This window comes from Egibacter rhizosphaerae (genome assembly GCF_004322855.1).
Taxonomy (GTDB): Bacteria; Actinomycetota; Nitriliruptoria; order Euzebyales; family Egibacteraceae; genus Egibacter; species Egibacter rhizosphaerae.
The window spans coordinates 244,444-268,740 of record NZ_CP036402.1 but is presented as its reverse complement, the minus strand read 5'-3'; the positions used below and the strand labels follow the sequence as shown (position 1 = coordinate 268,740).

Sequence of the window (24,297 nt, the reverse complement as noted above, 5' to 3'; positions counted from 1 at the left end):
ATCGATGTCGAGCATGCCCCGCGAGCCTCACCGCATCACGCGACCTCCCGTCACGACCCGGCGGCCGTCCTTCAGTACCTCGGCGACGAGGTTGGTGCCGAAGCGGTTGGTGACCGCCGCGGGATGCTCGGCGTCCCAGACGACGAGGTCGGCCGCCTTCCCCGGTTCGAGGCTGCCGCGTTCGTCGGCCACGCCGAGCGCGTGCGCGCCGTTGATGGTGGCCATGTGCCACGCGGCGGCCGCAGACAGCCGGAACAGGCGCACCGCGAGCTCCAGGACCGTCTGCATCGAGCGGGTCGGCGACGTGCCGGGGTTGTAGTCGGTCGACAGGGCGAGCCGGGCGCCGGCGGTCACCAATCGACGCACCTGCTCGGGCAGGTGGGGTTTGGTGACGTGGCCGGTCGGGTCGGGCGTGAGCTCCCCGAGGTGGTGCGCGACCCCCGGCAGGAGCACCCCCACCGTGTCGGCGGCCACGAGCGCGGCGATCGCGTCGGCGTCCGCGTGGTCGAGGTGGTCGACCGAGGTGGCGCCGTGCTCGACGGCGAGCGCCGTGCCCCCGACGTCGGCGGTCTGGTCGGCGTGGACCTTGAGGTCGAACCCGGCCGCGACGGCTGCGGTGAGCAGGCGGTGGCTCTCCTCGCGCGTGAACCCGAGGGGGTCGATGAACACGTCGAAGAACCGCGCGTGCTCGCGGGCCGCGGGGAATGCGCCGATCACCGCGTCGACGAACGCGTCGCGGTCGTCGGCGCGCTCGGGGGGCAGCGCGTGGGCCCCGAGGAACGTGGGGACGAGCGTGATCGGGTGCGTGAGCCCCGCCGAGAGCCGCAGCAGGCGGAGTTCGCCATCGGCGTCCCCGCCGTAGCCGGTCTTCGCCTCGCTGGTCGTCGTCCCGTGGGCGAGCATCACGTCCAGATCGGCCAGTGCGCGCTGGCGCAGCTCCTCGTCCGGGGTCGCGGCGGTGTGGGCGATCGTCGCGGGGATGCCGGTGGCTGCGCCCTCCGGTGGGGGCACGCCCCGGATCCTGCGATCGTACTCCTCGTGACGGGACCCCCCGTGGGCGAGGTGGACGTGGCTGTCGACGAAGCCGGGGGTCACCAACCGCCCCTCCGCGTCGACGATCGCGGCCTCGCGGTACCGCGGCCGCAGAGTCTCGGTCGGGCCCACGTCGGCGACGCGACCGTCGGCGACCGCGACCGCCCCGCCGGGGATGGTCTCGAGGTCGTCGAGGGCGTGCCCGCGCGCTCCCCCCGGTGCGGTGCGCGCCGTGACGAGCCGCCCGGCGTTCACCACGAGCAGCTCGACGGGATGGGCGAGCGGTGTCCCGGCGGCCGCCGAGCTCATGCGATGGCCTCCTCGACCTCGGCGAGCGCGCGGGCCAGCGCGTCGGGCACGTCGATGCGCTGGTGCACGCGGTCGCGGACGACGGGTTCGCCGCCGACGATCACGTCGGTCACGTCGCTCGCGGTGGCCGCGAAGATCGCGTGCGCCCCGGCGGTGGCGGCGGTCGCGCCGGCGGTGCGCGGGCTCGCGAGGTCGATCGCGACGAAGTCGGCCAGCGCGCCGGGTCGCAGCGCGACGTCCCAGCCGAGTTGGCGGTGCCCGTCCGTGGTCGCCGCGGCGAGCAGCCGCTCGGGGGAGTGGTGGCCACGCTCGCCGGTCACCAGGCGCTCGTTTAGTTCGATGGCTCGGGCCTCTTCGAACAGGTCGATCACCGCGTGGCTGTCGCTGCCGACGCACAGGGGGCTGCCCGCGTCGGCGATCGCCCGTGCGGGACCGACGCCGTCGGCGAGCTCGCGCTCGGTCGTCGGGCACAGGCACACGCCGTTGGTGGCGCCACCGAGCGCCGCGATGTCGGCGTCGTCGAGGTGGGTCGCGTGGACCGCCGTCAATCGCGGACCGAGGACGCCGTGTTCGGCCAGCACGCCGGTGGGCGTGCGGCCCGTGGCCTCGCGGCACGCGGCGTTTTCGGCCGGCTGCTCGGAGACGTGGACGTGCAGCGGCGCCTCGCGGGCGTCGGCCCAGGCGACGACGGTGGGCATCGCGTCGGCCGGCACCGCGCGGACGCTGTGGATCGCCGCTCCCCGCCGTAGCCGCGGGCCGTCGGACAGGTCGCTCGCGCGCGCCGCCCAACGGTGCACGTCACCGTCGCCGAAGCGCCGCTGCGGCCCGGTCAGCTCGCGGCGGTCGAAGCCCCCGCGCAGGTAGCAGGTGTCGAGCAGGGTGAGGCGGATCCCGGCCGCCCGTGCGGCCTCGGCCAGGGCGCGGCCCATCGCGTTGGGGTCGGCGTAGCTCGCGCCGTCGGGTGCGTGGTGCAGGTAGTGGAACTCGCCGACGGCCGTGACCCCGGCGAGCGCCATCTCCGCGAACACCGCGGTCGCCAGTCGGTGGTACCGGTCGGGGTCGAGGACCCCGGCGATCGCGTACATCCGTTCACGCCACCCCCAGAAGTCACCGGCTCCCTGATGGGTGCGCGCGCGCAACGCCCGGTGGAAGGCGTGTGAGTGCACGTTCGCCAGCCCCGGCACCACGAATCCGTCGAGCCGCGTCGCCTCGGCCGGCGGGGAGGTCCCGGCGCGGACGTCCACGATCCGCTCCCCCTCGGCGAGGATCGTGACATCGGATCGAGCGGCGCCGTCGACCCACGCCAGTTCGGCGTGATGGACCCGGCGCGTCCCGGCGGACGCGGCATCCGGGCTCATGCCGCCAGCTCCCGGAGGACCGCCGCCAGCGCCCGCACCCCCTCGACGCAGTCGTCGGCGTCGGCGTGCTCGCCCGGGCTGTGGCTGATGCCCTCGCGGTTGCGGATGTAGAGCATCCCCGTCGGGATCGCCGCGGCGAGCGCCCCGGCGTCGTGCCCCGCCGCGGTCGACAGCGACACCGGGCCCCACTCCGCGGCCCGCAGGATGCCGTCCAGGCGCGAGCGCAGCGCGGGATCGAACACGACGCCAGGGGCGTAGGCCTCTCGCCGACGTTCGCAGGAGACCCCGGTGGCCTCGGCGGAGGCCGAGGTGGTCGCGGTGACCGCCTCGAGCAGTGCTTCGACGGTGGCGTCGTCCTGCGCGCGTGCGTCGAGCCAGGCGCGCACCCGCCCCGGGACGGCGTTGGTGCCCCCCGGGTGGACCTCGACCCGCCCCACGGTGGCGACCGCGTCGCGCGCGAGCGCCTCCCGACCGGCCGCGCCGATCAGCGCCGCGAGTGTTCCCATCGGGTCGCGGCGGTCGGCCATGCGGGTGGTGCCCGCGTGGTTGGTCTCGCCCGAGAGCGTGAAGGCCCAGCGCCCGTGCGGGCGGATTCCGGTGCCGATCCCGACCGGCTGATCGGCGAACACCAAGCCACGGCCCTGTTCGACGTGCAGCTCCACGAACGCTCCGACGCGGCGGAGCCGGTCGGGATCGGGGCCGATGGCGTCCGGGTCCACACCGGCGGCCGCGAGGGCGTCGGCGAGGCGGATCCCGTCACGGTCGCGGCGCTCGAGCACCGAGTCGGGGGCGAGCGTCCCGGCGGCGAGCCCGCTGCCGAAGCAGGGTGTGTCGTACCGGGCGCCCTCCTCGTCGGCGAACGCGCCGACCGCCAGCGGCCGCGACGGCGTGAACCCGTCCGCCCGCAGCGCCTCCACGGCACTGAACCCGCTCACGACGCCGAGCGCGCCGTCGAACGCGCCGCCGTCGGGCACGGTGTCCAGGTGGCTGCCGGTGACCACGGCCGCGCCGGGCGCGAGGTCATTCAGCCGCCGGTCGTCGGGCCACCACCACGCCCACCGGTTGCCGTTGCGGTCGATCTCGACCTCGAGTCCCAGGTCGTCCGCTTGTCGATCGAACCACCCCGCCGCGGCCGCGTCCGCGTCGGTCCAGGCGAAGCGGTGGTAGCCGCCGGTCACAGGGTCGCGGCCGATGTCCGCGAGCGGGTCGAACCGGGCGGCGAACGCCGCGTGCGGGTCGCGTTCGACGTTCACGGACGCTCCCGCATCGGCAAGCGCTGCCCGCGTGTCCGAGCGACCTCGGCGGCGCGCTCGTAGCCGGCGTCCGCGTGGCGCATCACCCCCGAGGCGGGGTCGTTGGTGAGCACGCGCTCGAGCTTCTCGGCGGCCAGCTCGGTGCCGTCGGCGACGGCGACCACCCCCGCGTGCAGCGAGCGGCCGATCCCCACACCCCCGCCGTGGTGGAAGCTCACCCACGAGGCGCCGCTGGCGGTGTTCAGCAGCGCGTTCAACACCGGCCAGTCGGCGATCGCGTCGCTGCCGTCGGCCATGGCCTCGGTCTCGCGGTGCGGCGAGGCGACCGACCCGCTGTCGAGGTGGTCGCGGCCGATCACGATCGGTGCGCTGACCCGACCGGTGGCAACCAGCTCGTTGAAGTGGGCACCGAGCCGGTCGCGCTCGCCGAGGCCCAACCAGCAGATCCGCGCCGGCAGCCCCTGGAAGGCGACCTTCTCGCGGGCCTCGCGGATCCAGCGCACGAGCCGATCATCGTCGGCGAACTCGGCGAGTGCGGCTTCGTCCGTGGCAGCCAGGTCGGCCGGATCGCCCGACAACACCGCCCAGCGGAACGGACCGCGCCCCTCACAGAACTGCGGGCGGATGTAGGCGGGGACGAACCCGGGGTAGTCGAAGGCGCGCGGATAGCCGCCGAGCTGGGCCTCACTGCGCAGGCCGTTGCCGTAGTCGAACACCTCGGCGCCGGCGTCGAGGAACGCGACCATCCCGGCGACGTGCTCGACGATCGACTCGCGGGCCCGCCGGCGGTACTCCTCGGGGTCACGCGCGCGCAGGTCGTCGGCCTCCTTCAGCTCGAGCCCGGTAGGCACGTACGCGTGCAGGTCGTGCGCCGAGGTCTGGTCGGTCACGACGTCGGCGGGAAAGCCCTGCTCGGCGAGGTCCGGCACGACCTCCGCGGCGTTGCCGCGGACGCCGATCGACAGGGGCCTGCGCTCGTCCCGGGCCGCGGTGGCCCGGCGCACCGCGTCATCGAGATCGCCGGCCACCTCGTCGAGATAGCCGTGCTCGAGGCGGCGCTCGATCCGGGCGGGGTCGACCTCGACGCAGACCGCGACCCCGTCGTTCATGGTGATGGCCAGCGGTTGCGCGCCGCCCATGCCGCCGAGCCCCGCGGTCAGCGTGATCGTGCCGGCCAGCGAGCCGCCGAAGCGTTGGGCCGCCACGGCCGCGAAGGTCTCGTAGGTTCCCTGCAGGATCCCCTGGGTGCCGATGTAGATCCAGCTGCCCGCGGTCATCTGCCCGTACATCGTGAGCCCGGCCTCCTCCAGCCGGCCGAACTCGCCCGGGGTCGCCCAGTCCGGGACGAGGTTCGCGTTCGCGATGAGCACCCGCGGCGCCCACTCGTGGGTCCGGAACACCCCGGCCGGCTGACCCGACTGCACGAGCAGGGTCTCGTCGTCGCCGAGGTCGCGCAGCGTCTCGACGATCGCGTCGAACGCCTCCCACGACCGCGCAGCCCGCCCCGAACCCCCGTACACCACGAGATCCTCGGGACGCTCGGCCACCTCGGGGTCGAGGTTGTTGCACAGCATCCTGAGCGCCGCTTCCTGGGCCCAGTTCCGGCAGGTGCGCTCGGTGCCGCGCGGCGCGGTCACGGGCCGGGCCGTGGGGCCGTCGTCGGGCATGCCCGGTACTCCTCGAACAGGGGCGGGCCACGGGCGTCCCGCGTCGAGATTGACGCGTAACGTCGTCATGCCGCAGGATTGGCGGCGCATCGCACCATCCCGGTCGGGGGGCGTCAAGCCGCTGCCACGGTCTTGTCACGTCCGCACACTCGGTGGGATGGGGCCGCGTCGACGGCGGCCGCCGGTGATGTGACCTTCGTGCACCCGCTGCCCAGGAGGGCCCCACCCACCGTGATCGAGTCGCGCCGCTCGTCGGGCGCCGACGGGGTCGTCCCGCGCTGGGTCGGGCGCCTGCCCGGGCTCGCGACCGTGGCCGGCCTCGCCGGGATCGGGTTACTGGTCGAACGCTGGGTGCCCCTGTTCGGCGCGGCGGTCGTAGCGGTGGTGGCCGGGGTGCTGGTGCGCTCGATCCTCGGGTTGTCCGAACGTCTGCGTCCGGGGGTCGGCTTCGCGGCGAAGCAGGGGCTGCAGATCGCGATCGTCCTGCTCGGAACGGGGTTGGGGCTGCAGCAGGTCGGGGGGATCGGGGGCTCGGCCCTCGCGGTGCTCGCCGTTGTCGCGCTCGGGGGGATCGCGGGCATCTGGGGGCTCGGCCGGCTGCTGCGGGTTTCGTGGGAGCCCCGCGCCTTGCTCACCGTCGGCACCGTGGTGTGCGGGGGCACCGCGATCGGCGTGCTGGCCCCCACCATCCGCGCGCGCAGCGACGACGTCGCCGTCGCGATCGGGGTCGTGTTCGGCATGAACCTGCTCGCGCTGCTCGTGTTCCCCCCGCTGGGGGGTGCGATGGGGCTCGACCAGGCGGCGTTCGGGGTGTGGGCGGGCGCGGCGATCAACGACACCTCCTCGGTGGTCGCGGCCGGCTACTCAGTCGGCGAGGAGGCCGGCGACGTCGCGACCGTGGTCAAGCTCGTCCGCACGACGTTGATCCTCCCACTGGTCATCGCCTTCGGGTTGTGGGCCCAGCAGCGGGCCGCGGAACAGGCGGGCCTCACCGCGGGGCAGGCCCTGCGCACCCTGCCCGCCTTCCTGCTCTGGTTCGTGGCGGCGGCCGGGCTGCAGAGCGTCGGCGTGATCGACGCGCTCGGGCTCGGCTTCCTGCCGGAGGTCGGACGGACGCTCATGGTGATGGCGCTGGCCGGAGTGGGGCTCGGCGCCGACCTAGGGGCGGTCAGGCGTGCCGGTCCCCGGCCCCTGGTCGTGGGCGCGGCAGGGTGGTTGCTGATCGCCGTCCTCGCTCTCGCCACGATGGCGGCCACCGGCTGGTGGTGACCCGCAAGGAGCGCCTCGTGCCCACCGTTCGGCACCCCGACGACCTCGACCGCTCCACGCTGGAACGGGTCGCCTTCGAGGGCGCGCCGCTGTCGATCGAGCCGGCGCTGCTCGCCCGCGTCGACGAGCACCGGGAACTGATGCTCACCGCTCTGGCGGGCGAACGGGTCTACGGGGTGACGACCGGCATGGGGTTTCTGTCCACGATCGACCTCGACGACGAGGCCCGCGCGAGCCACCAGCGGCGCCTCCTGCTCGGTCGCGCGGTCGGCTCGGCGCCGTGGCTGCCCCCCGAGGAGGTGCGGGCGATCATGCTCGCGCGCCTCGCGGAGTTCCTGCACGGCAACTCGGGGGTCAGCGGTGCCCTGTGCAGCTACATCGCCGACCGGTTGAACGACGGCTTCTGCCCGGCCGTTCCCGAGCGCGCCGTGGGTGCCGCCGGGGAGATCCAACCGCTGGCGCACCTGTTCCAGACGTTCGTCGGGGTGGGCCTCGTGCTCGGCGATCGGGGCGGCACCGAGGAGGCGGAGGCCGCGCTCGCCGGTCGCGGCGTCGCGCCCTACGAGCCGGGACCCAAGGAAGGACTCGCGCTGCTGGCCGGTGCCCCCGCGGCGGTCGGGCTGAGCTCGGCGCGGCTGCGGGTGGCGGAGCGGCTCTCGGCCCAGCAGACCGTCGTGGCCGCCGCCGCGTGCGAGGGCATCGACGCCCCACGTAGCCCGTACTCCTCGGAGCTCGGCGGCCTCGCGCGCGACCCCGTGCTCGCCGGTGTCCTCACCGAGCTGTCCGGGTTGCTCGGCGACGGTGTCGCCGACGCCGGTCACCAGGCTCCGGTGTCGTTCCGGGTCGTGCCGCAGGTCCTCACCCAGCTGCGGCGCACGGTCGTGCGCCTCGGCGAGGACACCGATCGTCGTCTCGGGGCGGTCACCGATTCGCCCGCCTTCGTCGACGGCCGCTTCGTGACCTCGGGCGCGTTCCATGCGATCGACCTCGCGAGCGGACTCGATCACCTCGCGCTCGCGCTCGCGCAGGTGGGGGAGCTCGCGGTGCAGCGGACGCATCGACTGCTCGACGAGCGCGTGACCGGCCTTCCCGCGCAGCTCACCCGTGAGGCCGGCGGCTGCGGGCTCGTCGTCGTGCACAAGCGCGCGGTCGGGGCGCTGAACGAGCTGCGGCGGCTGGCTGCGCCCGTGTCGCTCGGGGCCGCCGACACCTCGCTCGGCCAGGAGGACGTCCAGACGTTCACGTTCGAGGCCGCCGCGCGGCTGCGCCGCGTCGAGGAGCTCGCCACGGAGATCACCGCTTGCGAGCTCCTCTGCGTCCGGCAGGCCTGGTGGCTGCGCGGGCGCGCGCCGGAGCACGGCGTACTGGGTGCGCTCGCCGGCGTGGTCGCCGGAGCGGTGCCTCCGGTGGAGGAGGATCGTCCGCTCGGCCCCGAGATCGACCGGCTCGTGGCCCTGCTCGATGCCGACGGTCTGCCACCTCCGCCGTCCGCATGACCTCGCCGGTGCCCCCCTCTGGGCGGGAGTGTGTGCGTGAGTGATCAGAACCCCGCCCGGACGCGCCGGTCTCCGGCTAGTCCGCCTCGCGGAGTTGGCTGTCGAAGACGAACACGCGCGCTGCGTAGCCGGTGAGCGGGTCGACCCTCGCGAAGTACGCATCCGGCTCATCACCGACGATCGCGGCCACCTCGCTGCAGAAGTCGTCCTTGGTCGCGAGGTGCAGCGCGTCGTGGTGGGCGAGCACCGAGCTCATCTCCCCGCGATCCACCAGCGTGCGGTCGGCGACCGTCAGGGTGTCGAGGCTCAGCACCGTCACGATCTCCGGGTCGCCCTCGCTCGTCGACACGCGCACCGAGCTGGGCCCGCGCCCGTAGAAGTCCCGTTCGAGACGCGTGACCGCCTCGCCGATGGCGGCCCGCTGGTCCTTGCTGATGGCCATCCGGGAGTGTCCTCTCGCTTGCACGCGAGCGAGCTCGCGCCGATACCATCAGCGTATCGGGCTCGCCCGGTCGGCAGCGGCCGGGCGGGACCGGACGGACACAGGCTCGTCACCGGTGAGGCAGCGCACGCGCGTTGGCGCACAGGTGGCGGGCGAGGCTAGGGGAGGCCGTGTCCGGGTGTACGGCCGGCGCGCCTCGACCGTCGCCGGTCCGGTGGTGCTGGTCGCTCGCTCGCTCGGACCTCCCCGCGTCGGTGGAGGACTGACCGTGTCGACAATCACGCACATCGAGATCCGCGACCCCTACCTCATCGACCATCCGGCGGTTCAGGAGCTGCCCGAAGGCCCCCTCGACCGCGACTCCCTCGGCCGGCTCGCGCGGGAACTCGCCGCCGATCCCCGAGTCTGGCGCCCCTACGTGCGACACGACCCCTCGGGCCGTTGGTTCGCGCGCTTGCTCTGGCGCCCCGAGCTGGAGGTCTACGTGCTCGGTTGGGCACCCGGCCAGGAGACGACGATCCACGACCACGGCGAGACCGCCGGCGTGTTCTGCGTCGCCGAGGGGCGGCTGCACGAGGACCACACGCGACGCGCCGGACGGGTCCCGACGGGAGACCGGTTGCTCGCCCGCACGCTGGGTCCCGGCGACGTCGCGACGTTCGGGCCGGAGTACCTGCACAACCTCGGCAACCGAGAGCAGGGTCCGGCGACGAGCATCCACGCCTACTCCCCGCCGCTGTCGGTCATGCGGTTCTACGACGACGTCGACGGCACGCTCGGACCGGTCTCCGAGTGGCGGATCGAGCCGCCCACGGCCGATCCGGCGCTCGCCACGGCGACATCGGGTCAGCGGGACACGCGATGAGCGCGACCGAGACCCGGGAGCCCGTCGGCATCGCTCGGATGCTCGCCGACGCACGGGCACGCCTGCGCCGGCTCGGACCGGAGGAGGCCGCGGAGGCCGTGGGGCGCGGGGCGGTGCTGGTCGACATCCGACCGCAGGCCCAGCGGCGGCGGGAGGGAGAGGTGGCCGACGCTTGGGTCATCGAGCGCAACGTGCTCGAGTGGCGCTTCGATCCCCGGTGCGAGGCGCGCCTGCCGTGGGTGCGCGATCACGACGTCGAGGTCGTGGTCATGTGCTCGGAGGGCTACACCTCGAGCCTCGCGGCCGCGAGTCTTCGGGAGCTCGGCCTGCACCGCGCCACCGATCTGGAGGGCGGCTACTGGGCCTGGGTGGCCGCCGGGCTCCCGACGGTGCCCGGCGGACGCGAGCCCGATGGGTGAGACCCCACCCGGCGCCCGCGAGCCGCTCGACGGGGAGACGCTCGATCCCGCCCGGGTCGCCCGGATCGCGGCCGAAGGGGGGCGGGCCGACCTCACCCGGGGTGCCCGCGAGCGCAACGAGCAGGCAGCTCGCCTGGCCGACGACCTCGTGTCACGGGGCGAGTCGCTGTACGGGCGCAACACCGGCGTGGGGGCGCTCCTCCGGGAACGTGTGGAGCCGGTGGACGCGGGTGACCACTCGCGACGGCTTCTGCGCAGCCACGCCGGCGGCGCCGGGGAGGTCGCGTCCATCGAGCGCGCCCGCGCGCTCATGGTCGTCCGAGCCAATCAGCTCGGTGCAGGCGGCGGCGGGGTCAGCTCATCGCTGCACGAGGCGATCGTGCGGGCGCTCAACGCGGGCGTGGCCCCGGCGGTGCACCGGATCGGCTCAATCGGCACGGGCGACCTCACGGCTCTGGCCGAGCTCGGGCTCGCGCTCGCCGGCGAGGGCCGCTGGCTCGGGCACGCCCACCCACCGGAGCCGGTCGACATCGCACCGGGTGACGCGATCGCGCTGATGTCGTCGGGGGCCGCCACGCTGGGGGAGGCCGCGCTCGCCAGCGACGAGCTGAAGCGACTGCTCGCCGGCGCGGAGATCACGGCCGGGCTCACGTTCACCGCAGCCCGTGCGAACCCCGCTGCCCTTGACCCGAGGGTCCACGCCGCCCGGCCGCATCCGGGGCAGGTCGCGGTGGCGCGTCGCCTCGCCGAGCTCGTGGGGGCGGCAATGCCCGCGCGCTCGCAGGATCCGGTGAGCCTGCGGAGCATCCCGCAGGTCCAGGGGGCTGCGCGCGACGCGGCGGACGAGCTGGGGCGCGTGCTGCAGGTCGAGCTCAACGCGGCGGCCGAGAACCCGCTGCTCGACGTCGAGGTCGGGCGGGCACTGAGCAACGGCAACTTCCACCTCGCGCGCCTCGCGCTCGTGCTCGACCAGGTTCGGGCGTCGCTGGTGCAGGCCGCTGCGCAGTCGGTGCGACGGGTGGCGGCACTGTGCGACGAACGGGTGACCGGCCTCTCGGCGTTCCTGGCCGGCGAGGACGCGCCGGGCAGCTCGGGGGCGATGATCCTCGAGTACACCGCGAGCGCCGCGCTCGAGGAGCTGCGGGCGGCCGCGGCACCGGCGACGTTCGCACCGCCGGTGCTCGCGCACGGCCAGGAGGACCACGCGAGCTTGGCACCGCAGGCCGCACGCGGTCTGAGTCGGGCGCTCGAGCACTACACGACCGTCGTCGCGGTCGAGCTCGTCGCGGCGGTCCGTGCGCTCCGGCTGGCGAGCCACCGACCGGCTTCGGCCGCTGGCGAGCGCGCCTACGACGCCGCGGCGTCGACGCTGCCCACGCGAATGGAGGATCGCGACCTCTCGCGGGACATCGCCGCTGCGGCCGACCATCTCACCAGCGGCGGCTAGTCGGCGAGGCATTCACCGATTGGGCGAGGCATTCACCGACCGGCACCGCCACGTCCAACCAGTTGCTCGGCGGGGCCAGCGGGCAGGACCACTCCGCGTCGTAACAGCACGACGGGTGATAGGCGAAGTTGAGGTCCAGCACCAGTTCGCCGTCGGGCGTCGTCCCGAGGTCGGCGCCCTTGCAGGTGTCGAGCAGGTAGCGGCCGCCCCCGTAGGTCGTGTCGCCGTTGGTGGCGTCGCGGAACGGCACGAACAGGCCTCCGCCGTAGGCGTGCAGCCAATAGACCTCGAGCGAGCCGACGGGCAGGGCCACCCGCCCGATGCGTTCGAAGAGCAACGGGGGACCGGTGCTGATCGGCAGTTCGAATCGCTCGTGGTCGACGTCGGTCTCCACGGGCGCGGTGAACGCGAACGAAGGGTCGTAGGCGAAGTAGGGCACGGGCGGGCCGGCGGTGGGGTCGAAGGGCGCCGTCGGCAGCGGTGACTCGGGATGGGTCGCGAAGAGTTCGGCCCGCCGCTCGCGCCATTCCTGGTGGGCAGTCGCGGGGTCGCGGGGCCACCGGGCGCGGACGTCGGCGTAGAGCCCGTGCACGCGCCGCCGCCAGTCGGCGAGCGCGAGGGCCCCTGGTTGGGTGGGCCAGGGGTCGATCATGGTTGGGTGGGCCAGGGGTCGATCATGGTTGGGTGGGCCAGGGGTCGATCATGGTTGGGTGGGCCAGGGTCGATCATGGCCCGCGAGCCTTCCCCGTTTCCCGCGGGCCAACCGGCGCGTTCCGTGGCACCGACCACGGGAGCGTGCCGCCCGTGTCGGGCTATCATCGGGTGATCGATCGACCCGCACGGTGCCGGCGCGCCGACGGGTCCCGACCGTCGAACGTTGCGAGCGATGGCCAACCGCAAGCCGTCTTGGGACGACCGGGAGTGGGAGCAGGTCTGGGATCAGCTGCTCGGACCGGCTGAGCGGCACCAGATCATGCGAGACGTCTGGTTCGGCAGGCTGCCCGAACAGCCCTTCGAGCGTCGCGTGGCGATCGAGTTCGCCCGGCGCTGGCGACGGCGTGCGATCTGGTTGTCGCTGCTGTGGTTCGTGTGGGTCGGGTACTGGATGCTCTCCCTGGTCGGCGAGCTGACGTGGGCGACCCACACGCCGCCGCCGAGCTACCCCTACGTGATGGCGCTGGTCGGGGTGCTCGGTGTGGTCGCCTGCTTGCACGGTCGGCGCCGCATCCTTCCGGTCGCGGTGACGCCGGAGGGACCGCGCTAGCGTCATCCACGCGCTCGCCGCGGCGACCCCCGGGCGGTGGGGGCGGCACCTCCCCGTCCGCCGTGCCGAGGAACCGACGAGCCGCAGCCCCGACGAGCCGCAGCCCCGACGAGCCGCAGCCCCGACGAGCCGCAGCCCCGACGAGCCGCAGCCCCGACGAGCCGCAGCCCCGACGAGCCGCAGCCCCGACGAGCCGCAGCCCCGACGAGCCGCAGCCCCGACGAACCGGAGTCCCCGTGAGCCATGTGACCGTCCGCGGCGAGGATGTGCCGGCCCTCGGCCTCGGCACCTTCCAGCAGTCCGGCGACGAGTGCTACCGCGCGGTGGGGCACGCCCTCGCTGTCGGCTACCGCCATGTCGACACCGCCCAGATGTACCGCAACGAGGCCGAGGTCGGGCGGGCGATGGCCGAGGCGTCCGTGCCCCGCGACGCGGTGTTCGTGACCACGAAGCTCGCGCCCCGCAATCTCACGCCCGACGCGGTCCGCAGCAGCCACGAGCAGAGCCTGCGCGATCTGCGCGTCGACGGCGTCGACCTGCTGTTGATCCACTGGCCCAACCCGGACGTTCCGCTCGAGGACACGCTCGAGGCGATGGAGACCCTGCGCGCCGAGGGCAAGGCCCGCCACTTGGGGGTGAGCAACTTCCCTCCGAGTTGGCTGGATCGCGCGGCCAAGCAGACGGAGTTGCTCTCGAACCAGGTCGAATACCACCCCTACCTGAACCAGCGCGACCTGCTGGAGCGGTGCGCGCAGCACGACCTCGCCCTCACCGCGTACTCGCCTCTGGCGAGGGGAGCGATCTCCCGGGATCCGGAGATCCGTGCCATCGCGGACGCCCACGGGCGCACGCCGGCACAGGTGGTGCTGCGCTGGCTCTTGCAGCAGGACCGCGTCGTCGTGATCCCCAAGGCGACCGCGCCGGCGCGTGTCGAGGAGAACTTCGACGTCTTCGACTTCGAACTGGCCGGGGACGAGATGGCCGCGATCCACGCCCTCGACCGCGGCAACGCCGGACGCGAGATCGATCCCCCGAGCGCGCCGGACTGGGAGCGGACCGACTAGCGGCTAGCAGCGCGGGGAGGCGGGCAGCACCCCCGCCGCTCGCTCCCCGAGGCCGCGCGCGCCGGCGATCGTCGCCCCGACGACCCCGGCGCCCCCGTCGCTCCACGGGAGGTTGTCCCCCCAGAAGGCGTAGGCCAGCAGTACGAGCACGATGAAGGCGAAGACGGCGACGGCCCGTCGCTTGCTGACCCGGCGCGGGCGCCGGTTCGCGTCGTCCTGCTTGACCCGGGCCATCCCCTCAGCGGAAGAGTGTGTCAGCCCGGCCCGGCTGTTCATCAGGGCGCTACCCCAACCGAACATCGAGCGCCTCCCCGCGTGTGGTGGCGACAATGGTAACGGCGCTACGCGAGGTAGGGGGAGGCGTCGATGAACGGCCGCTCGGCCCGCCCGAGCTCGGTCTCGGGCGGCGCGCCTTCCCAGAACTCGTGCATGATCCGGTACCAGTTCGCGTGGGCACGCAGGCGTCCCAGGATCGAGTTGACCCCCCACTGGATGCGGTTCAGCAGCAGGTAGTCCGCCGGGAGGTTCAGGCGCCGCAGCATGTCGATGTGGCCGAGCCGGGGGTCGGTGGTGGTCCGGATGACCTCGCGGGCGAACTCGGGGGTGTAGGTCCACTGGCGGTCGGCGAGGACCGGCGCGTTGATGATCGCGAACCAGTCGAAGACCCGCTGCGGGTCGATCCGAGCGCGTGGCGGGATGAACCCCGCGTCCTCGAGGACGGTGACCAGCCGGTCGGCGTCCCCGTTCGACACGGCCTGGAGCGCCTCGGTGAGCGTGTTCCGGGTCTGGCTACGGAACAGCTTCACGCTGCCGAAGTCGAGGAACACCACGGAGCCGGCTTCGGGGCCGGAGGTGGGGAACAGGTAGTTGCCTGGGTGCGGGTCGGCGTTGAACAGGCGGAAGCGGTGGAGCGACCCGTAGACGAAGCGGAAGATGATCTCCCCGTACCGGCGCTGCTCCTCGTCGTCGCTGGTGGCGAGCATGGTGTCGAAGTCGCGGCCCTCGAGGTACTCGGTCACGAGGACGCGCGGACGGCACCAGTCGGAGAAGACGTGCGGCACCCGGATGAACGGGTGCCCGTCGTAGCGCACCGCGAACGCGTGCTGGTACTGCGCCTCGCGTTGGTAGTCGAGCTCGTCGATGAGGCGCTCGCGCATCTCCTCGAGCAGCGGACGGATCTCGAGGTTGGGGGAGACGACCCGCGCCATCGGGGCGAACGCCTCGGCGTTGGAGAGATCGGCCTCGATCGCCTCGGCGACGCCCGGGTACTGCACCTTGACGACCACCTGGGTGCCGTCCGGTAGCGCGGCGCGGTGAACCTGCCCGATGCTGGCGGCCGCGAGGGGCTCCGGCTCCCAATCGGCGAACACCTCCTCGGGGCGTGCGCCGTACTCGTCCCGCACCACGCCGGCGATCGACTCCGGATCGGCCGCGGGGGCGTGATCGGTGAGCTGGCCCAGCGTCTGCTGGTAGGCGCCGGCGATCTCGGGAGGCAGGTCGAGATCCACGAAGCTCGCGATCTGCCCGATCTTCATGGCCGCGCCCTTCATCGAGCCCAGCATCTCGAGCATCCGCTCGGCGGTCTCGGCGTGGAACTCGGGCTCGGCCTCGGCGTCGCGCAGACCGCGCAGCCGTGAGCTCACGTAGCCGGCGCCCGTCGTGGCCGACAGTCGCGCGAGGTCAGCGCCGCGCTGGGCCCGGCTGCCGAGCCCGTCCCGCGTGCGGCGGGGTGCTCGCGCGGAGCGTCGGGGTCCGGCGGTGGCGGGACCGGTGGCGGGACCGTCGTCGACGGCGTCGTCCCCCTCGTGGCCGACGCGATCGTCGTTTGGGGAACCCGGGTCATCGCCGTCGCGGGATGAAGGCATGCCCCCATTGTGCCGACCGGGGTACGGGGGGCCCGTTGCGCCGATGGGCGATCAGGGTGGGTTCCCGTCTACGATGAGGATCGCGGAGCCGACGGGAGAGGAGGGCAAGCGGGATGCTCGAGCTGGTCCTCGTGCTGCTCGCGGCCGGCGTGCTGCTCGCCGCGATCCTCGGGGTGAACCGGCTCGTGAAGTTGCGCAACCGGGTGTCCTCGGCGTGGGCCGACCTCGAAGTTCAGCTCACCCGCCGGCGCGAGCTGATCCCGAACCTCGTCGCGACGGTGGAGGGCTATGCTCGCCACGAGCGGGACACGCTCGAGGCCCTCGCCACCGCCCGGGCGGCCGGGGACCGATCGCGCGAGGACCCGCGCCGGTCCGCCGACGCTGAGGAGCAGGTCGATCGCCGACTGGCGTCGGTGGTCGCACTTGCCGAGGCCTATCCTGATCTCAAGGCGGACGAACGGTTCCGCGAGCTGCACAACGAGCTGGTCGGGACCGAGAACAAGATCGCCTTCAGCCGTCAGCTCTACAACGACACCGTGACCGCGTACCGGACCGCGACGCGATCGTTCCCCGGCGTGTTGTTCGCCCGGCGGCTCGGCTTCGAGCCACCGGCCCTGTTCGACGCCGACGTGGGCGAGCGCGGCGCAGCCACAGTCCAGCTCGACCGGGAGTAGCCGTGCTCTACGACCAGCTCGACCGCAACCGCTGGATGACCGCGCTCATGTTCGGCGGCTTCGCCCTCCTCGTCCTCGTGGTCTCCGTCGCGATCGAGGCGGTGGTGACCGGGGGGAACGTGTCGGCGGCGTCGGGGATCATCGCGACGGTCATCGCCGTGGTGGCCATCCTGATCGCGTGGTTCCAGGCCGACCGGATCATCCTGTCGTCGCTGGGCGCGCGCGAGCCGAACCCCGATGTCGCCGAGGAGCGCCGGATCGTCGACCTCGTCGAGAACCTCGCGATCGCCGCGCAGGTGCCCGCACCGAAGGTCTACATCATCGACGATCCCGCGCCGAACGCCTTCGCGACCGGTCGCAGCCCCGAGAAGGGCGTCACCGCCTTCACCACGGGTCTGCTGCAGAAGATGAACCGCCAGCAGACCGAGGCCGTCGCCGCGCACGAGCTGAGCCACATCGTGAACCGGGACGCGCTGGTCGGGGTCGTGGCGGCGGTGCTGGTCGGCGTGGTGCTCATCGTCTGCCGCCTGCTCCTGCGGGTGCTCATCTTCGGCGGCGGACGCCGGCGCGGTGGCGGAGGAGGGGGGCATCCCGCGATCATGATCCTCGGGATCGTCGTGATCGTGCTGGCGCCGATCTTCGCGATGCTGTTGCGCTTCGCCGTCAGCCGGCGGCGCGAGACGCTCGCCGACCTCAACGCCGTGAAGCTCACCCGTAACCCGGACGCGATGATCGGCGCACTCGAGGTCCTCAACGGCGACGAGACCCAGGTCGACTTCGGCCACGGGCTGGCGAGCCACCTCTGGATCGAGGGGCCCGAGCACGAGCGCGGCTCGTGGCTGGATCGGCTCACCGCGACCCACCCCCCGATCCCCGAACGAATCGAGGCCCTGCGCGCGGTGGCCGGCGACATGCGGTTCCGCTAGCTCCCCGTTCCCCGCTGCGCACGACCGACTGAGGAGGCTGTGATGGAGTCGACCGTGCTCGAGGTGACGACCGGATCCTCGCGCGGGGTCCACGATCTCACCGACGAGGTCGCCGGATGGTGCGCCGGTCGCGGCGACGGGCTGCTGCACGTCTTCGCGCCGCACGCGACCTGTGGTCTCGCGCTCGTGGAGACCGGGGCCGGCAGCGAGCACGATCTCCTCAGCGCCGTCGACGAGCTGCTGCCCCGCGACGAGGGCCGGTGGCAGCATCGGCACGGCCCGCCGGGCCACGGGGCCGATCACGTGCTCCCTGCGCTCGTCGCGCCGTTCCTCGTGCTACCGGTCGACGCGGGTGAGCCGGCGCTGGGCACGTGGCAGCGCGTGTGCCTGGTCGACCCGAACGCCGACAACCCCCGCCGTCGGGTGCGCGTGAGCTTCCTCGCCGGGTAGCAGAGCCGAGGCGGCGCGGTCCCGCCCGGAGGCGAGTCGGCGATGCACGCCGGATGGCCCGATCGTCGGTGTGGGTCGGTGACGGCCCGGCCTCGGTGTCAGGCGGCCGATCCCGACGACTCCCGATCACCGGCGAACTCCGGCATCGTGCGCTCGTAGGGCGCGTGCAACAGCGGCGAGGACACGAGATAGTCGGCTGTGGCGCGGTTGGTCGCCACCGCCACGTTCCAGACCGTGGCGATCCGCAGGAGCGCTCGCACGTCGGGGTCGTGGGGCTGTGCCTCGAGCGGGTCCCAGAAGAAGATGAGGAGGTCGACCGCGCCCTCGGCGATGCGCGCGCCGAGCTGCTGATCGCCACCGAGCGGCCCGGACAGCATCGTCTCGACCTCCAGGCCCAGCTCGTGGGTCAGGATGCTGCCGGTCGTCCCGGTGGCGACGAGCTCGTGTGCGGCCAGGATGTCGCGATTGAACGCTGCCCACTCCGCGAGGTCGACCTTGCGGTGGTCATGCGCGACCAGGGCGATGGTCTTGCGGCCGGTCCGAGACATCGCCGCTCCTTTCGTTTCGTGGGCGACGAAGCCATACGTACCAGCTTCGGGCGGGCGGGGAATTACCTGACCGTGTCGATCGGGCACGTCCCCCGTGAGCGGACCACGTTCGGTGGCGGGCGCCCGGCCGCCGAGGCCGGTCCCTAGGCTCCCTCCGCCTCGGAGTCCGCCTTCACCGCGAGCACGGGGCAGTCGGCGCGGAGCAGGATGTCCTGCGCGTTGCTGCCGAGCACCAGCTTGCCCACCGGACTGCGGCGACGAAGCCCGATGACGATCAGGTCGACGTCCTCCTCGGCGCTGAACTCGATCAGGTCCTCGGCGGGCGATTGGCCTCGCACCAGCTCGCGCACCTCGTAGTCGATGTCCTCGGCGCCCAGCTGTTCGTGGATCTGCTCGAGCTGCTCGCGGTAGGTGATGACCTGCTCCGCTTCGTCACGCGTCCCGCCCCGCATCGAGTGCAGCACGACGAGCTTCGCATCGCGCAGCCGCGCCTCGGCGACCGCCGCCTCCAGCGCCGCCTGTCCCTCGGGTGAGATCAGGTAGCCGACCAGGATGCGCACATTGGCTCCGTTCTCTTGGCGCCCGCACGGCGCGACCGTCGGTTCGGTAGCGTAGTCTGCATCGCGCGGCAACAGGAGACCGGGTCCCGGACCGCCCACGGGGCTGCCCCGATGCGCTCGTCGGGGCATCCGGAGCGCGCGGGGAGGGGACGCTCACTGCGCCGCGGGCGAACGCGATGCCGACGCGAGGGAGCGACCATGGCCAAGGACATCGTGCTGATCCCCGACGACCGGCCCGGCATGCTCGCGCGCCTCGGGGAGGCGGCGGAGCAGGCCAACATCAACATCGAGGGCGTCGCCGCGTTCACCGGCGAGGGCAAGGGCGTGGTCCACGTGCTCGTTCCCGACGCCGAGCACGCGCTCGAGGCGCTGCGGGCTGCGGGACTCGACGTTCGGGCCGCACGGGACGTCCTGGTCGTGGACTGCCCCGACGAGCCGGGGGCGCTGGGCAAGATCTGCCGCCGACTCGCCGACGCGGGGGTGAACATCCAGCAGGCCTACCTGGCGACGCAGACGCGGCTCGTGCTCGCCGTGGACGATCCGGACACCGCTCGCAACGTGCTCGGCTGACGAGTCTTCGCGGCGATGTCCAACGGCCCCAACACCCGGGACCCCGGTGGGTCCTCCGAGTCGGACGTGCACGCGAGGGTCGCGGCCGGTGCGCCGGACTCCTCGGCGGGGGATGGCGAGGCCCCCGTCGATGACTCGATCGCGGCGGCGGCCTCCGCCGCGGCCACCCGTGCCGCCGACGCGGGGCCCGACCCGGTGCTCGAGGGGCTCGCCCTCGCGGTGGCCCGCCGCCTCCCGCCACGGGAACGTGATCCGGACGCCATCGCGGAGGCGGTGCGCCACGCGGTGGCGGTGCTCGAGGGTCGGCGCGGGAGACAGCTGCACATCGCCATCGACGAGCACGGGGTGTCCGGGGGCGGGGAGCGGATCAGCTCCCGTCACGGCGCGACCACCATCGATGTGAACTGCCCGGACGGGCCCTACCTGCTGGCCACCGCGCTCGCCGAGTTGCGCCGCCGGGACCTGGCTCCCGCATGGGTGCTGCACCCGGTGCTCGGCGTCGCGCGTGGGCCCGAGGGGGAGCTGCGGACGGTTCGGCCCGCCCGGTCGGCCACGACCCGCGAGGCCTGGCTGCACCTCGTGCTGGATCGCCGGCTCGAGGTCCACGAGCGCGCCGAGGTCGCCACCGACCTCGAGGAGGTCCTCGAGGACGCGCGAGCCGTCGGCGCCGCCGAAGGGGAGATGCGCGACCGGGTGGCCGGGGTGGCACGACAGCTCGCCGACGCCGCGAGCGACGACGGAGCCCCGCAGGCGTCCCACGAGCTCTCGGCGTTGCTGGACTGGCTGCTCGCCGGGCGCTTCGCGCTGCTGGGCCTCGTCGACGCCGAGGGGCGCCGGTACGGGCTGGCCGGCCGGCGGATCGACCTGCCCCCGCCCCCCGGCGACCTCAGCGGTCCGGACGCTCTCACCGTTCGCCGCCGCCCGCAGGTAAGCAGCGTCCTGCGTCGCGAACGGCTCGTGGAGATCGCGACCGCGGGCGTGCGGCTCGTCGGCCTGTTCGAGCGCGAGGCCCACGCCGACCCGGTCGACGTCGTTCCCGTGGCACGACGACGCCTCGCGGCGCTCATCGCGGCCGAGGACCTCGTCGAGGGATCCCACGACGAGCGTGGCCTGCGGGGGCTGTTCGCCTCGCTGCCCCTGCCCGAGCAACTGGGTCGGGAGGTCGGCGCGCTGCGTCGCGACCTCGTCCCGCTCCTCGCGTTGCGAGAGCGTAGTGGCGTGGCCGTGCGCGGACGCGTGGGCGAGGACGGCGATGCTCGGGTGTTGGCCACGCTCCCGCGCGAGCGCTACTCGCCCGCGGTGCGTGAGCTGCTGGTCGCCGCGCTGGTGGCCGAGCTCGGCGGGGTCGGCGCCGAGGCACACGTCTCGTTCGGCGACGCGTCGGTCGGCGATGCCGGTGGGATCCTGCTGCACTTCACCGTCCATGCGGGTAGCGAGCCGCTCGCCGAGCCCGATCTCGCACGGCTCCAGGAGCTCGTCCGTGACGGCACGCGGACCTGGCCGGACCGGGTGGTGGCTGCTGCGGGAGAGGGGGAGCAGCAACGTGTCGCCGATTGGGCGCGGCTCCTGCCCGAGGGGTACCGAGCCGAGACCGACCCGGACGAGGCCCTGGCGGACGTGCGGGTGCTCGAGTCCCTGCTCTCCCAGCCCCACCCCGCCCGGGTCCGTTTCGCCGTCGAACCCGACGGTCGCGTCACCGCGCGCCTCTACCACCGCGGGGAGCCGATCGAGCTCTCGCGCCTCCTCCCGGTCGTCGAGTGCCTCGGATTCGTCGTGGCCGACGAACGCCCGCACCGCGTCGAGCGGGCGGGACAGGTCTGGCACCTGCACCGGCTGGGGCTGCGACCTGCGACCGGGGGACCGGCCCCGGAGCAGGTACGGGCGCACGCCGACCAGGCGGACGCCGCCGTTGTGGCGGCACTCCGAGGCCGGACCGAACCGGACGAGCTCGACCGGCTGGTCCTCACCGGCGGTCTTCGCTGGGACGACATCGCGGTGCTCCGCGCGTACCGGAGGCTGCGCCGCCAACTCGGCGTCGGGTTCACCGAGGCGTACCAGAACGCGGCCCTGACCGGGTATCCCGACGTGGCCCGCGGCCTGCTCGACCTTCTCGCGGCGCGTCTGCACCCCGAGGAGCCAGCGTCCAGCCGCGCGGAGCGCGTGACGGCGGCCCGTGAGAACCTCGACGGGGCGCTCTCGGAGGTCGAGCGGTTCGACGAGGACCGCATTCTGCGCGGCTACGCGGGGCTCATCGAGGCCACCAATCGCACCAATCGCTGGCGAGCGCGTGACGACGTCCGATTGGCCCTGAAGCTCGACAGCGCGGCGGCAGTGCGGGCCCTCGGGGCGACCCCTGCTCGCACCGGGCCCCGCGTCGAGACCTTCGTGTACGCGCCCGAGGTCGAGGGCGTGCACCTGCGCGGCGGCCGGATCGCTCGGGGCGGGGTGCGGCACAGCGACCGGCGTGAGGACGTGCGCGCGGAGGTCGCCGACCTCGCACGCGCCCAACAGCAGAAGAACGCGGTGATCGTCCCCGAGGGGGCGAAGGGAGGCTTCGTTCCGAAGCGGGACACCCCGGCCCTCGACGCCTACTCCATGTTCGTGCACGCCCTGCTGGACGTCACCGACAACGTGGAGGCGGGGGAGGTCTCCCCGCCCGCGGACGTGCACCCCTCGGACGGGGACGATCCGTACCTCGTCATCGCTCCGGATCGAGGCACCGCGACCTTCAGCGACAGCGCGAACGCGATCGCCCTCGAACGCGGCTTCTGGCTCGGGGACGCGTTCGCCTCCGGAGGATCCACCGGCTTCGACCACAAGCGCATGGGCATCACCGCGCGTGGTGCGTGGGTGGCTGTACGTCGACACCTGGCCGCACTCGGTATCGACGTCGACCGTGATCCCGTCACCGCCGTCGGCATCGGCGACATGTCCGGCGACGTGTTCGGCAACGCCCTCTTGCAGAGCCGCGCGGTGCGGTTGCTGGCTGCCTTCGACCACCGCGACATCTTCCTCGACCCGCACGCCGACGCGTCGGAGGGGTACGAGGCGCGCGCGGAGCTGGCCCGACAGCAGCGCTCGAGTTGGCAGGACCTCGACCGCCGCGCGCTCGGCTCGGGGGGCGGGGTCTGGTCGCGCGCCTCGAAGGCGATCCCGCTCTCGGACGAGGTACGCGAGTGGCTCGGGTTCGACGCTGGGAGCGCCAGCCCACCCGAACTGGTGCGCGCGATTCTGGGTGCGCCGGTCGACCTGTTGTTCGCGGGCGGCGTCGGCACGTTCGTCAAGGCGTCGGACGAGCGGCACTCCGATGTGGCCGACCGTGGGAACGACGGGGTGCGGATCGACGCGAGCCACCTGCGGGCCCGGGTGGTCGGCGAGGGCGCGAACCTCGCGCTCACCCAACGTGCTCGCGTGGAGTACTCCCGCCGCGGGGGCCGCTGCCACACCGACGCGATCGACAACGTTGCCGGCGTGGCGACCAGCGACGTCGAGGTCAACACGAAGATCCTCCTCGACGAAGGGGTCGCCACCGGACGGATCGACCCCGAGGAGCGGGACGCGCTGCTCGCTCGCGCGGAGTCCGAGGTGGCCGAACGGGTACTCGCCGATTGCGACCGGCAGGTCCGGGCTCTCGCCCGTGAGGTCGACGCGAGCGAGGGTCAGCTGGATGCGTACGCGAGCCTGGCCGAGCGACTGGAGGGCGTCGGACGCCTCGACCGAGACGCGGACGTGCTGCCCGACGACGATGAGCTGGCCCGGCGTCGGCGGGCGGGCGCCGGACTGGTGCGCCCCGAGTTGGCGGTGCTGCACGCGGCGAGCAAGCAGGATCTGCGGGCCGCAGTGCTCGCGAGCGACCTGCCGGATGACCCTTCGCTGTCCGGCCTGCGCGACGATGCGTTCCCCGCCACCGTCCGGGCCCGGGTCGGGTCCGAGGACCTCGAGCGACATCGCCTGGCTCGCGAACTGGTTGCCGCCCGCCTGTCCAACGAGCTCGTCGACCGGATGGGGCCCACCTGGATCGACCGTGTGGCCGACGAGCTGGGCGTTGCGCCCCCACTGGTCGCACGGGCGTGGTGGATCGCGCGCGGCGTGCTGGGCGCGGCCACGCTCGCCGACGAGCTCGGGGCGCTCGGCGCGGACGTCGATGCGGGCATGGTGCGCGCGGCGGAACGTTGGCTCGTCGACGTCACCGACCGGACGGCCCGGAGTTACGTCGCCGACGGACGAGCCGCGGACGAAGCGCTGGCCGGGGACCTCCCGGTGGTCGAGGCCGTCGATCGGGCGCTCAGCACCGCTCCCGGCCGACGCCGCGTCGGTGCGCCCTGGACCCGGGAGCTCCCGGCCCCGCTCGTGGAGCGGCTCGCCGCCGCTGGGGCGCGCGAACTGGTCCCCGACGTGGCCGCCGTCACCCGTGATGTCGGGGTCGACCCGGTGCACGTCGCGGCCACCTTCGCGGCGGCTGAGGCGGCCCTGCCGTTCCAGGACGTGAGCAGCCACCTGGCCGACGCGCCACGTGAAGGCGTCTGGGTGCGTCGCCAGCGGGCGGGTCTCGCGGACGACCTTCGGCGCGCCCGGCGAAGGGTCGCACGGGTCGCGGTGCGTCTCGCGCCGGCCGACCCGCCCGAGGACGCGGTCCGGGCGCTCCTGGAGGCTCGGGAGAGCCTCCACGAGCGCGCCCTCGAGATGGTGGCCGCACTCGCGGACGAGGCCCCGCCGAGTCTCGACGCGATCGGAGTGGCGGTGCGCGCACTCCGGGACCTGGCGACGACCGGCGAGGGGGTCGCCCGCAGCGGTTGACGCGGCCCGCGCGGGTCAGCCC

22 protein-coding genes are annotated in these 24,297 nt (G+C 73.6%); 12 read left to right on the top strand and 10 right to left on the bottom strand.

The genetic code is table 11. The features are described from left to right. Nucleotides 1–27 precede the first annotated feature (27 nt). The 4 genes from hutI to hutU are packed head-to-tail and all read right to left on the bottom strand — an operon-like array spanning nucleotide 28 to nucleotide 5,619. Nucleotides 28–1,341, bottom strand: coding sequence for an imidazolonepropionase (hutI, locus tag ER308_RS01170; RefSeq protein ID WP_131153316.1), 1,314 nt, complete (start codon nucleotides 1,339–1,341; stop codon nucleotides 28–30). Beyond that, complete coding sequence (locus tag ER308_RS01165; RefSeq protein ID WP_131153315.1) at nucleotides 1,338–2,699, bottom strand: formimidoylglutamate deiminase; 1,362 nt, start codon at nucleotides 2,697–2,699, stop codon at nucleotides 1,338–1,340. The genes hutI and ER308_RS01165 overlap by 4 nt, the downstream gene beginning before the upstream one ends. Beyond that, nucleotides 2,696–3,952, bottom strand: a complete 1,257-nt coding sequence (locus ER308_RS01160) for an allantoate amidohydrolase (RefSeq protein WP_131153314.1) — start codon at nucleotides 3,950–3,952, stop codon at nucleotides 2,696–2,698. The genes ER308_RS01165 and ER308_RS01160 overlap by 4 nt, the downstream gene beginning before the upstream one ends. Beyond that, nucleotides 3,949–5,619, bottom strand: a complete 1,671-nt coding sequence (gene hutU / locus ER308_RS01155) for a urocanate hydratase (RefSeq protein ID WP_131153313.1) — start codon at nucleotides 5,617–5,619, stop codon at nucleotides 3,949–3,951. The genes ER308_RS01160 and hutU overlap by 4 nt, the downstream gene beginning before the upstream one ends. 231 nt (nucleotides 5,620–5,850) lie before the next feature. On the opposite strand from hutU, the gene ER308_RS01150 reads away from it, so the two are divergent. Both ER308_RS01150 and ER308_RS01145 read left to right on the top strand, forming a co-directional pair. Then, complete coding sequence (locus tag ER308_RS01150; RefSeq protein ID WP_165491711.1) at nucleotides 5,851–6,888, top strand: YeiH family protein; 1,038 nt, start codon at nucleotides 5,851–5,853, stop codon at nucleotides 6,886–6,888. 17 nt (nucleotides 6,889–6,905) lie between these two features. Further along, the gene (locus ER308_RS01145) at nucleotides 6,906–8,384 is read left to right on the top strand and encodes an aromatic amino acid lyase (protein ID WP_165491710.1); all 1,479 of its coding nucleotides are present in this window, start codon (nucleotides 6,906–6,908) and stop codon (nucleotides 8,382–8,384) included. A 76-nt stretch (nucleotides 8,385–8,460) separates the two neighbouring features. Here ER308_RS01145 and ER308_RS01140 read toward each other — a convergent pair whose 3' ends face one another. After that, nucleotides 8,461–8,826 carry a Na-translocating system protein MpsC family protein gene (locus ER308_RS01140; RefSeq protein ID WP_131153310.1) on the bottom strand — a complete coding sequence of 122 codons (366 nt, stop codon included), beginning with the start codon at nucleotides 8,824–8,826 and terminating at the stop codon, nucleotides 8,461–8,463. A gap of 268 nt (nucleotides 8,827–9,094) precedes the next feature. On the opposite strand from ER308_RS01140, the gene ER308_RS01135 reads away from it, so the two are divergent. The 3 genes from ER308_RS01135 to ER308_RS01125 are packed head-to-tail and all read left to right on the top strand — an operon-like array spanning nucleotide 9,095 to nucleotide 11,557. Next, nucleotides 9,095–9,691, top strand: a complete 597-nt coding sequence (locus ER308_RS01135; protein WP_165491709.1) for a cysteine dioxygenase — start codon at nucleotides 9,095–9,097, stop codon at nucleotides 9,689–9,691. Beyond that, entirely contained in the window at nucleotides 9,688–10,110 is a 423-nt protein-coding gene (locus ER308_RS01130; protein WP_131153308.1) for a rhodanese-like domain-containing protein, read from the top strand. Before ER308_RS01135 ends, ER308_RS01130 begins: the two co-directional genes overlap by 4 nt. Next, complete coding sequence (locus tag ER308_RS01125; protein ID WP_131153307.1) at nucleotides 10,103–11,557, top strand: aromatic amino acid lyase; 1,455 nt, start codon at nucleotides 10,103–10,105, stop codon at nucleotides 11,555–11,557. Before ER308_RS01130 ends, ER308_RS01125 begins: the two co-directional genes overlap by 8 nt. On the opposite strand, the gene ER308_RS01120 is transcribed toward ER308_RS01125, so the two are convergent. Beyond that, nucleotides 11,541–12,209 carry a DUF1684 domain-containing protein gene (locus ER308_RS01120; RefSeq protein ID WP_131153306.1) on the bottom strand — a complete coding sequence of 223 codons (669 nt, stop codon included), beginning with the start codon at nucleotides 12,207–12,209 and terminating at the stop codon, nucleotides 11,541–11,543. The two genes, ER308_RS01125 and ER308_RS01120, sit on opposite strands and share 17 nt — an antisense overlap. Before the next feature lie 234 nt (nucleotides 12,210–12,443). Between ER308_RS01120 and ER308_RS01115 the strand changes: the two genes are divergently transcribed. Both ER308_RS01115 and ER308_RS01110 read left to right on the top strand, forming a co-directional pair. Next, the gene (locus ER308_RS01115) at nucleotides 12,444–12,821 is read left to right on the top strand and encodes a hypothetical protein (RefSeq protein ID WP_131153305.1); all 378 of its coding nucleotides are present in this window, start codon (nucleotides 12,444–12,446) and stop codon (nucleotides 12,819–12,821) included. 236 nt (nucleotides 12,822–13,057) lie between these two features. After that, nucleotides 13,058–13,885 (top strand): aldo/keto reductase, encoded by an 828-nt coding sequence (locus ER308_RS01110; RefSeq protein ID WP_131153304.1) that lies wholly within the window; start codon nucleotides 13,058–13,060, stop codon nucleotides 13,883–13,885. Nucleotides 13,886–13,888: 3 nt separating this feature from the next. Here the strand turns inward: ER308_RS01110 and ER308_RS01105 are convergent, their stop codons facing one another. Beyond that, entirely contained in the window at nucleotides 13,889–14,119 is a 231-nt protein-coding gene (locus ER308_RS01105; RefSeq protein WP_131153303.1) for a hypothetical protein, read from the bottom strand. A 107-nt stretch (nucleotides 14,120–14,226) separates the two neighbouring features. After that, nucleotides 14,227–15,750, bottom strand: a complete 1,524-nt coding sequence (locus ER308_RS01100) for an ABC1 kinase family protein (protein ID WP_131153302.1) — start codon at nucleotides 15,748–15,750, stop codon at nucleotides 14,227–14,229. A 113-nt stretch (nucleotides 15,751–15,863) separates the two neighbouring features. Here ER308_RS01100 and ER308_RS01095 point away from each other — a divergent pair, with 113 nt between their 5' ends. Genes ER308_RS01095 through ER308_RS01085 form a run of 3 tightly spaced genes read left to right on the top strand, consistent with a single transcriptional unit; the run spans nucleotide 15,864 to nucleotide 17,800 of the window. Then, on the top strand, nucleotides 15,864–16,424 hold the full coding sequence (locus tag ER308_RS01095; RefSeq protein ID WP_131153301.1) for a LemA family protein: 561 nt from the start codon (nucleotides 15,864–15,866) through the stop codon (nucleotides 16,422–16,424). Nucleotides 16,425–16,426: 2 nt separating this feature from the next. After that, the gene (locus ER308_RS01090) at nucleotides 16,427–17,350 is read left to right on the top strand and encodes a M48 family metallopeptidase (protein ID WP_131153300.1); all 924 of its coding nucleotides are present in this window, start codon (nucleotides 16,427–16,429) and stop codon (nucleotides 17,348–17,350) included. Between the two features lie 42 nt (nucleotides 17,351–17,392). After that, complete coding sequence (locus ER308_RS01085; RefSeq protein WP_131153299.1) at nucleotides 17,393–17,800, top strand: YjbQ family protein; 408 nt, start codon at nucleotides 17,393–17,395, stop codon at nucleotides 17,798–17,800. 98 nt (nucleotides 17,801–17,898) lie between these two features. On the opposite strand, the gene ER308_RS01080 is transcribed toward ER308_RS01085, so the two are convergent. Both ER308_RS01080 and ER308_RS01075 read right to left on the bottom strand, forming a co-directional pair. Beyond that, nucleotides 17,899–18,348 (bottom strand): methylglyoxal synthase, encoded by a 450-nt coding sequence (locus ER308_RS01080; RefSeq protein WP_131153298.1) that lies wholly within the window; start codon nucleotides 18,346–18,348, stop codon nucleotides 17,899–17,901. Between the two features lie 143 nt (nucleotides 18,349–18,491). Next, nucleotides 18,492–18,908, bottom strand: coding sequence for a universal stress protein (locus ER308_RS01075; protein ID WP_131153297.1), 417 nt, complete (start codon nucleotides 18,906–18,908; stop codon nucleotides 18,492–18,494). Nucleotides 18,909–19,106: 198 nt separating this feature from the next. Here ER308_RS01075 and ER308_RS01070 point away from each other — a divergent pair, with 198 nt between their 5' ends. Together ER308_RS01070 and ER308_RS01065 are read left to right on the top strand one after the other, a co-directional pair. Next, the gene (locus ER308_RS01070; protein ID WP_131153296.1) at nucleotides 19,107–19,478 is read left to right on the top strand and encodes an ACT domain-containing protein; all 372 of its coding nucleotides are present in this window, start codon (nucleotides 19,107–19,109) and stop codon (nucleotides 19,476–19,478) included. Nucleotides 19,479–19,493: 15 nt separating this feature from the next. After that, entirely contained in the window at nucleotides 19,494–24,275 is a 4,782-nt protein-coding gene (locus ER308_RS01065) for an NAD-glutamate dehydrogenase domain-containing protein (RefSeq protein ID WP_131153295.1), read from the top strand. Nucleotides 24,276–24,297 lie beyond the last annotated feature (22 nt).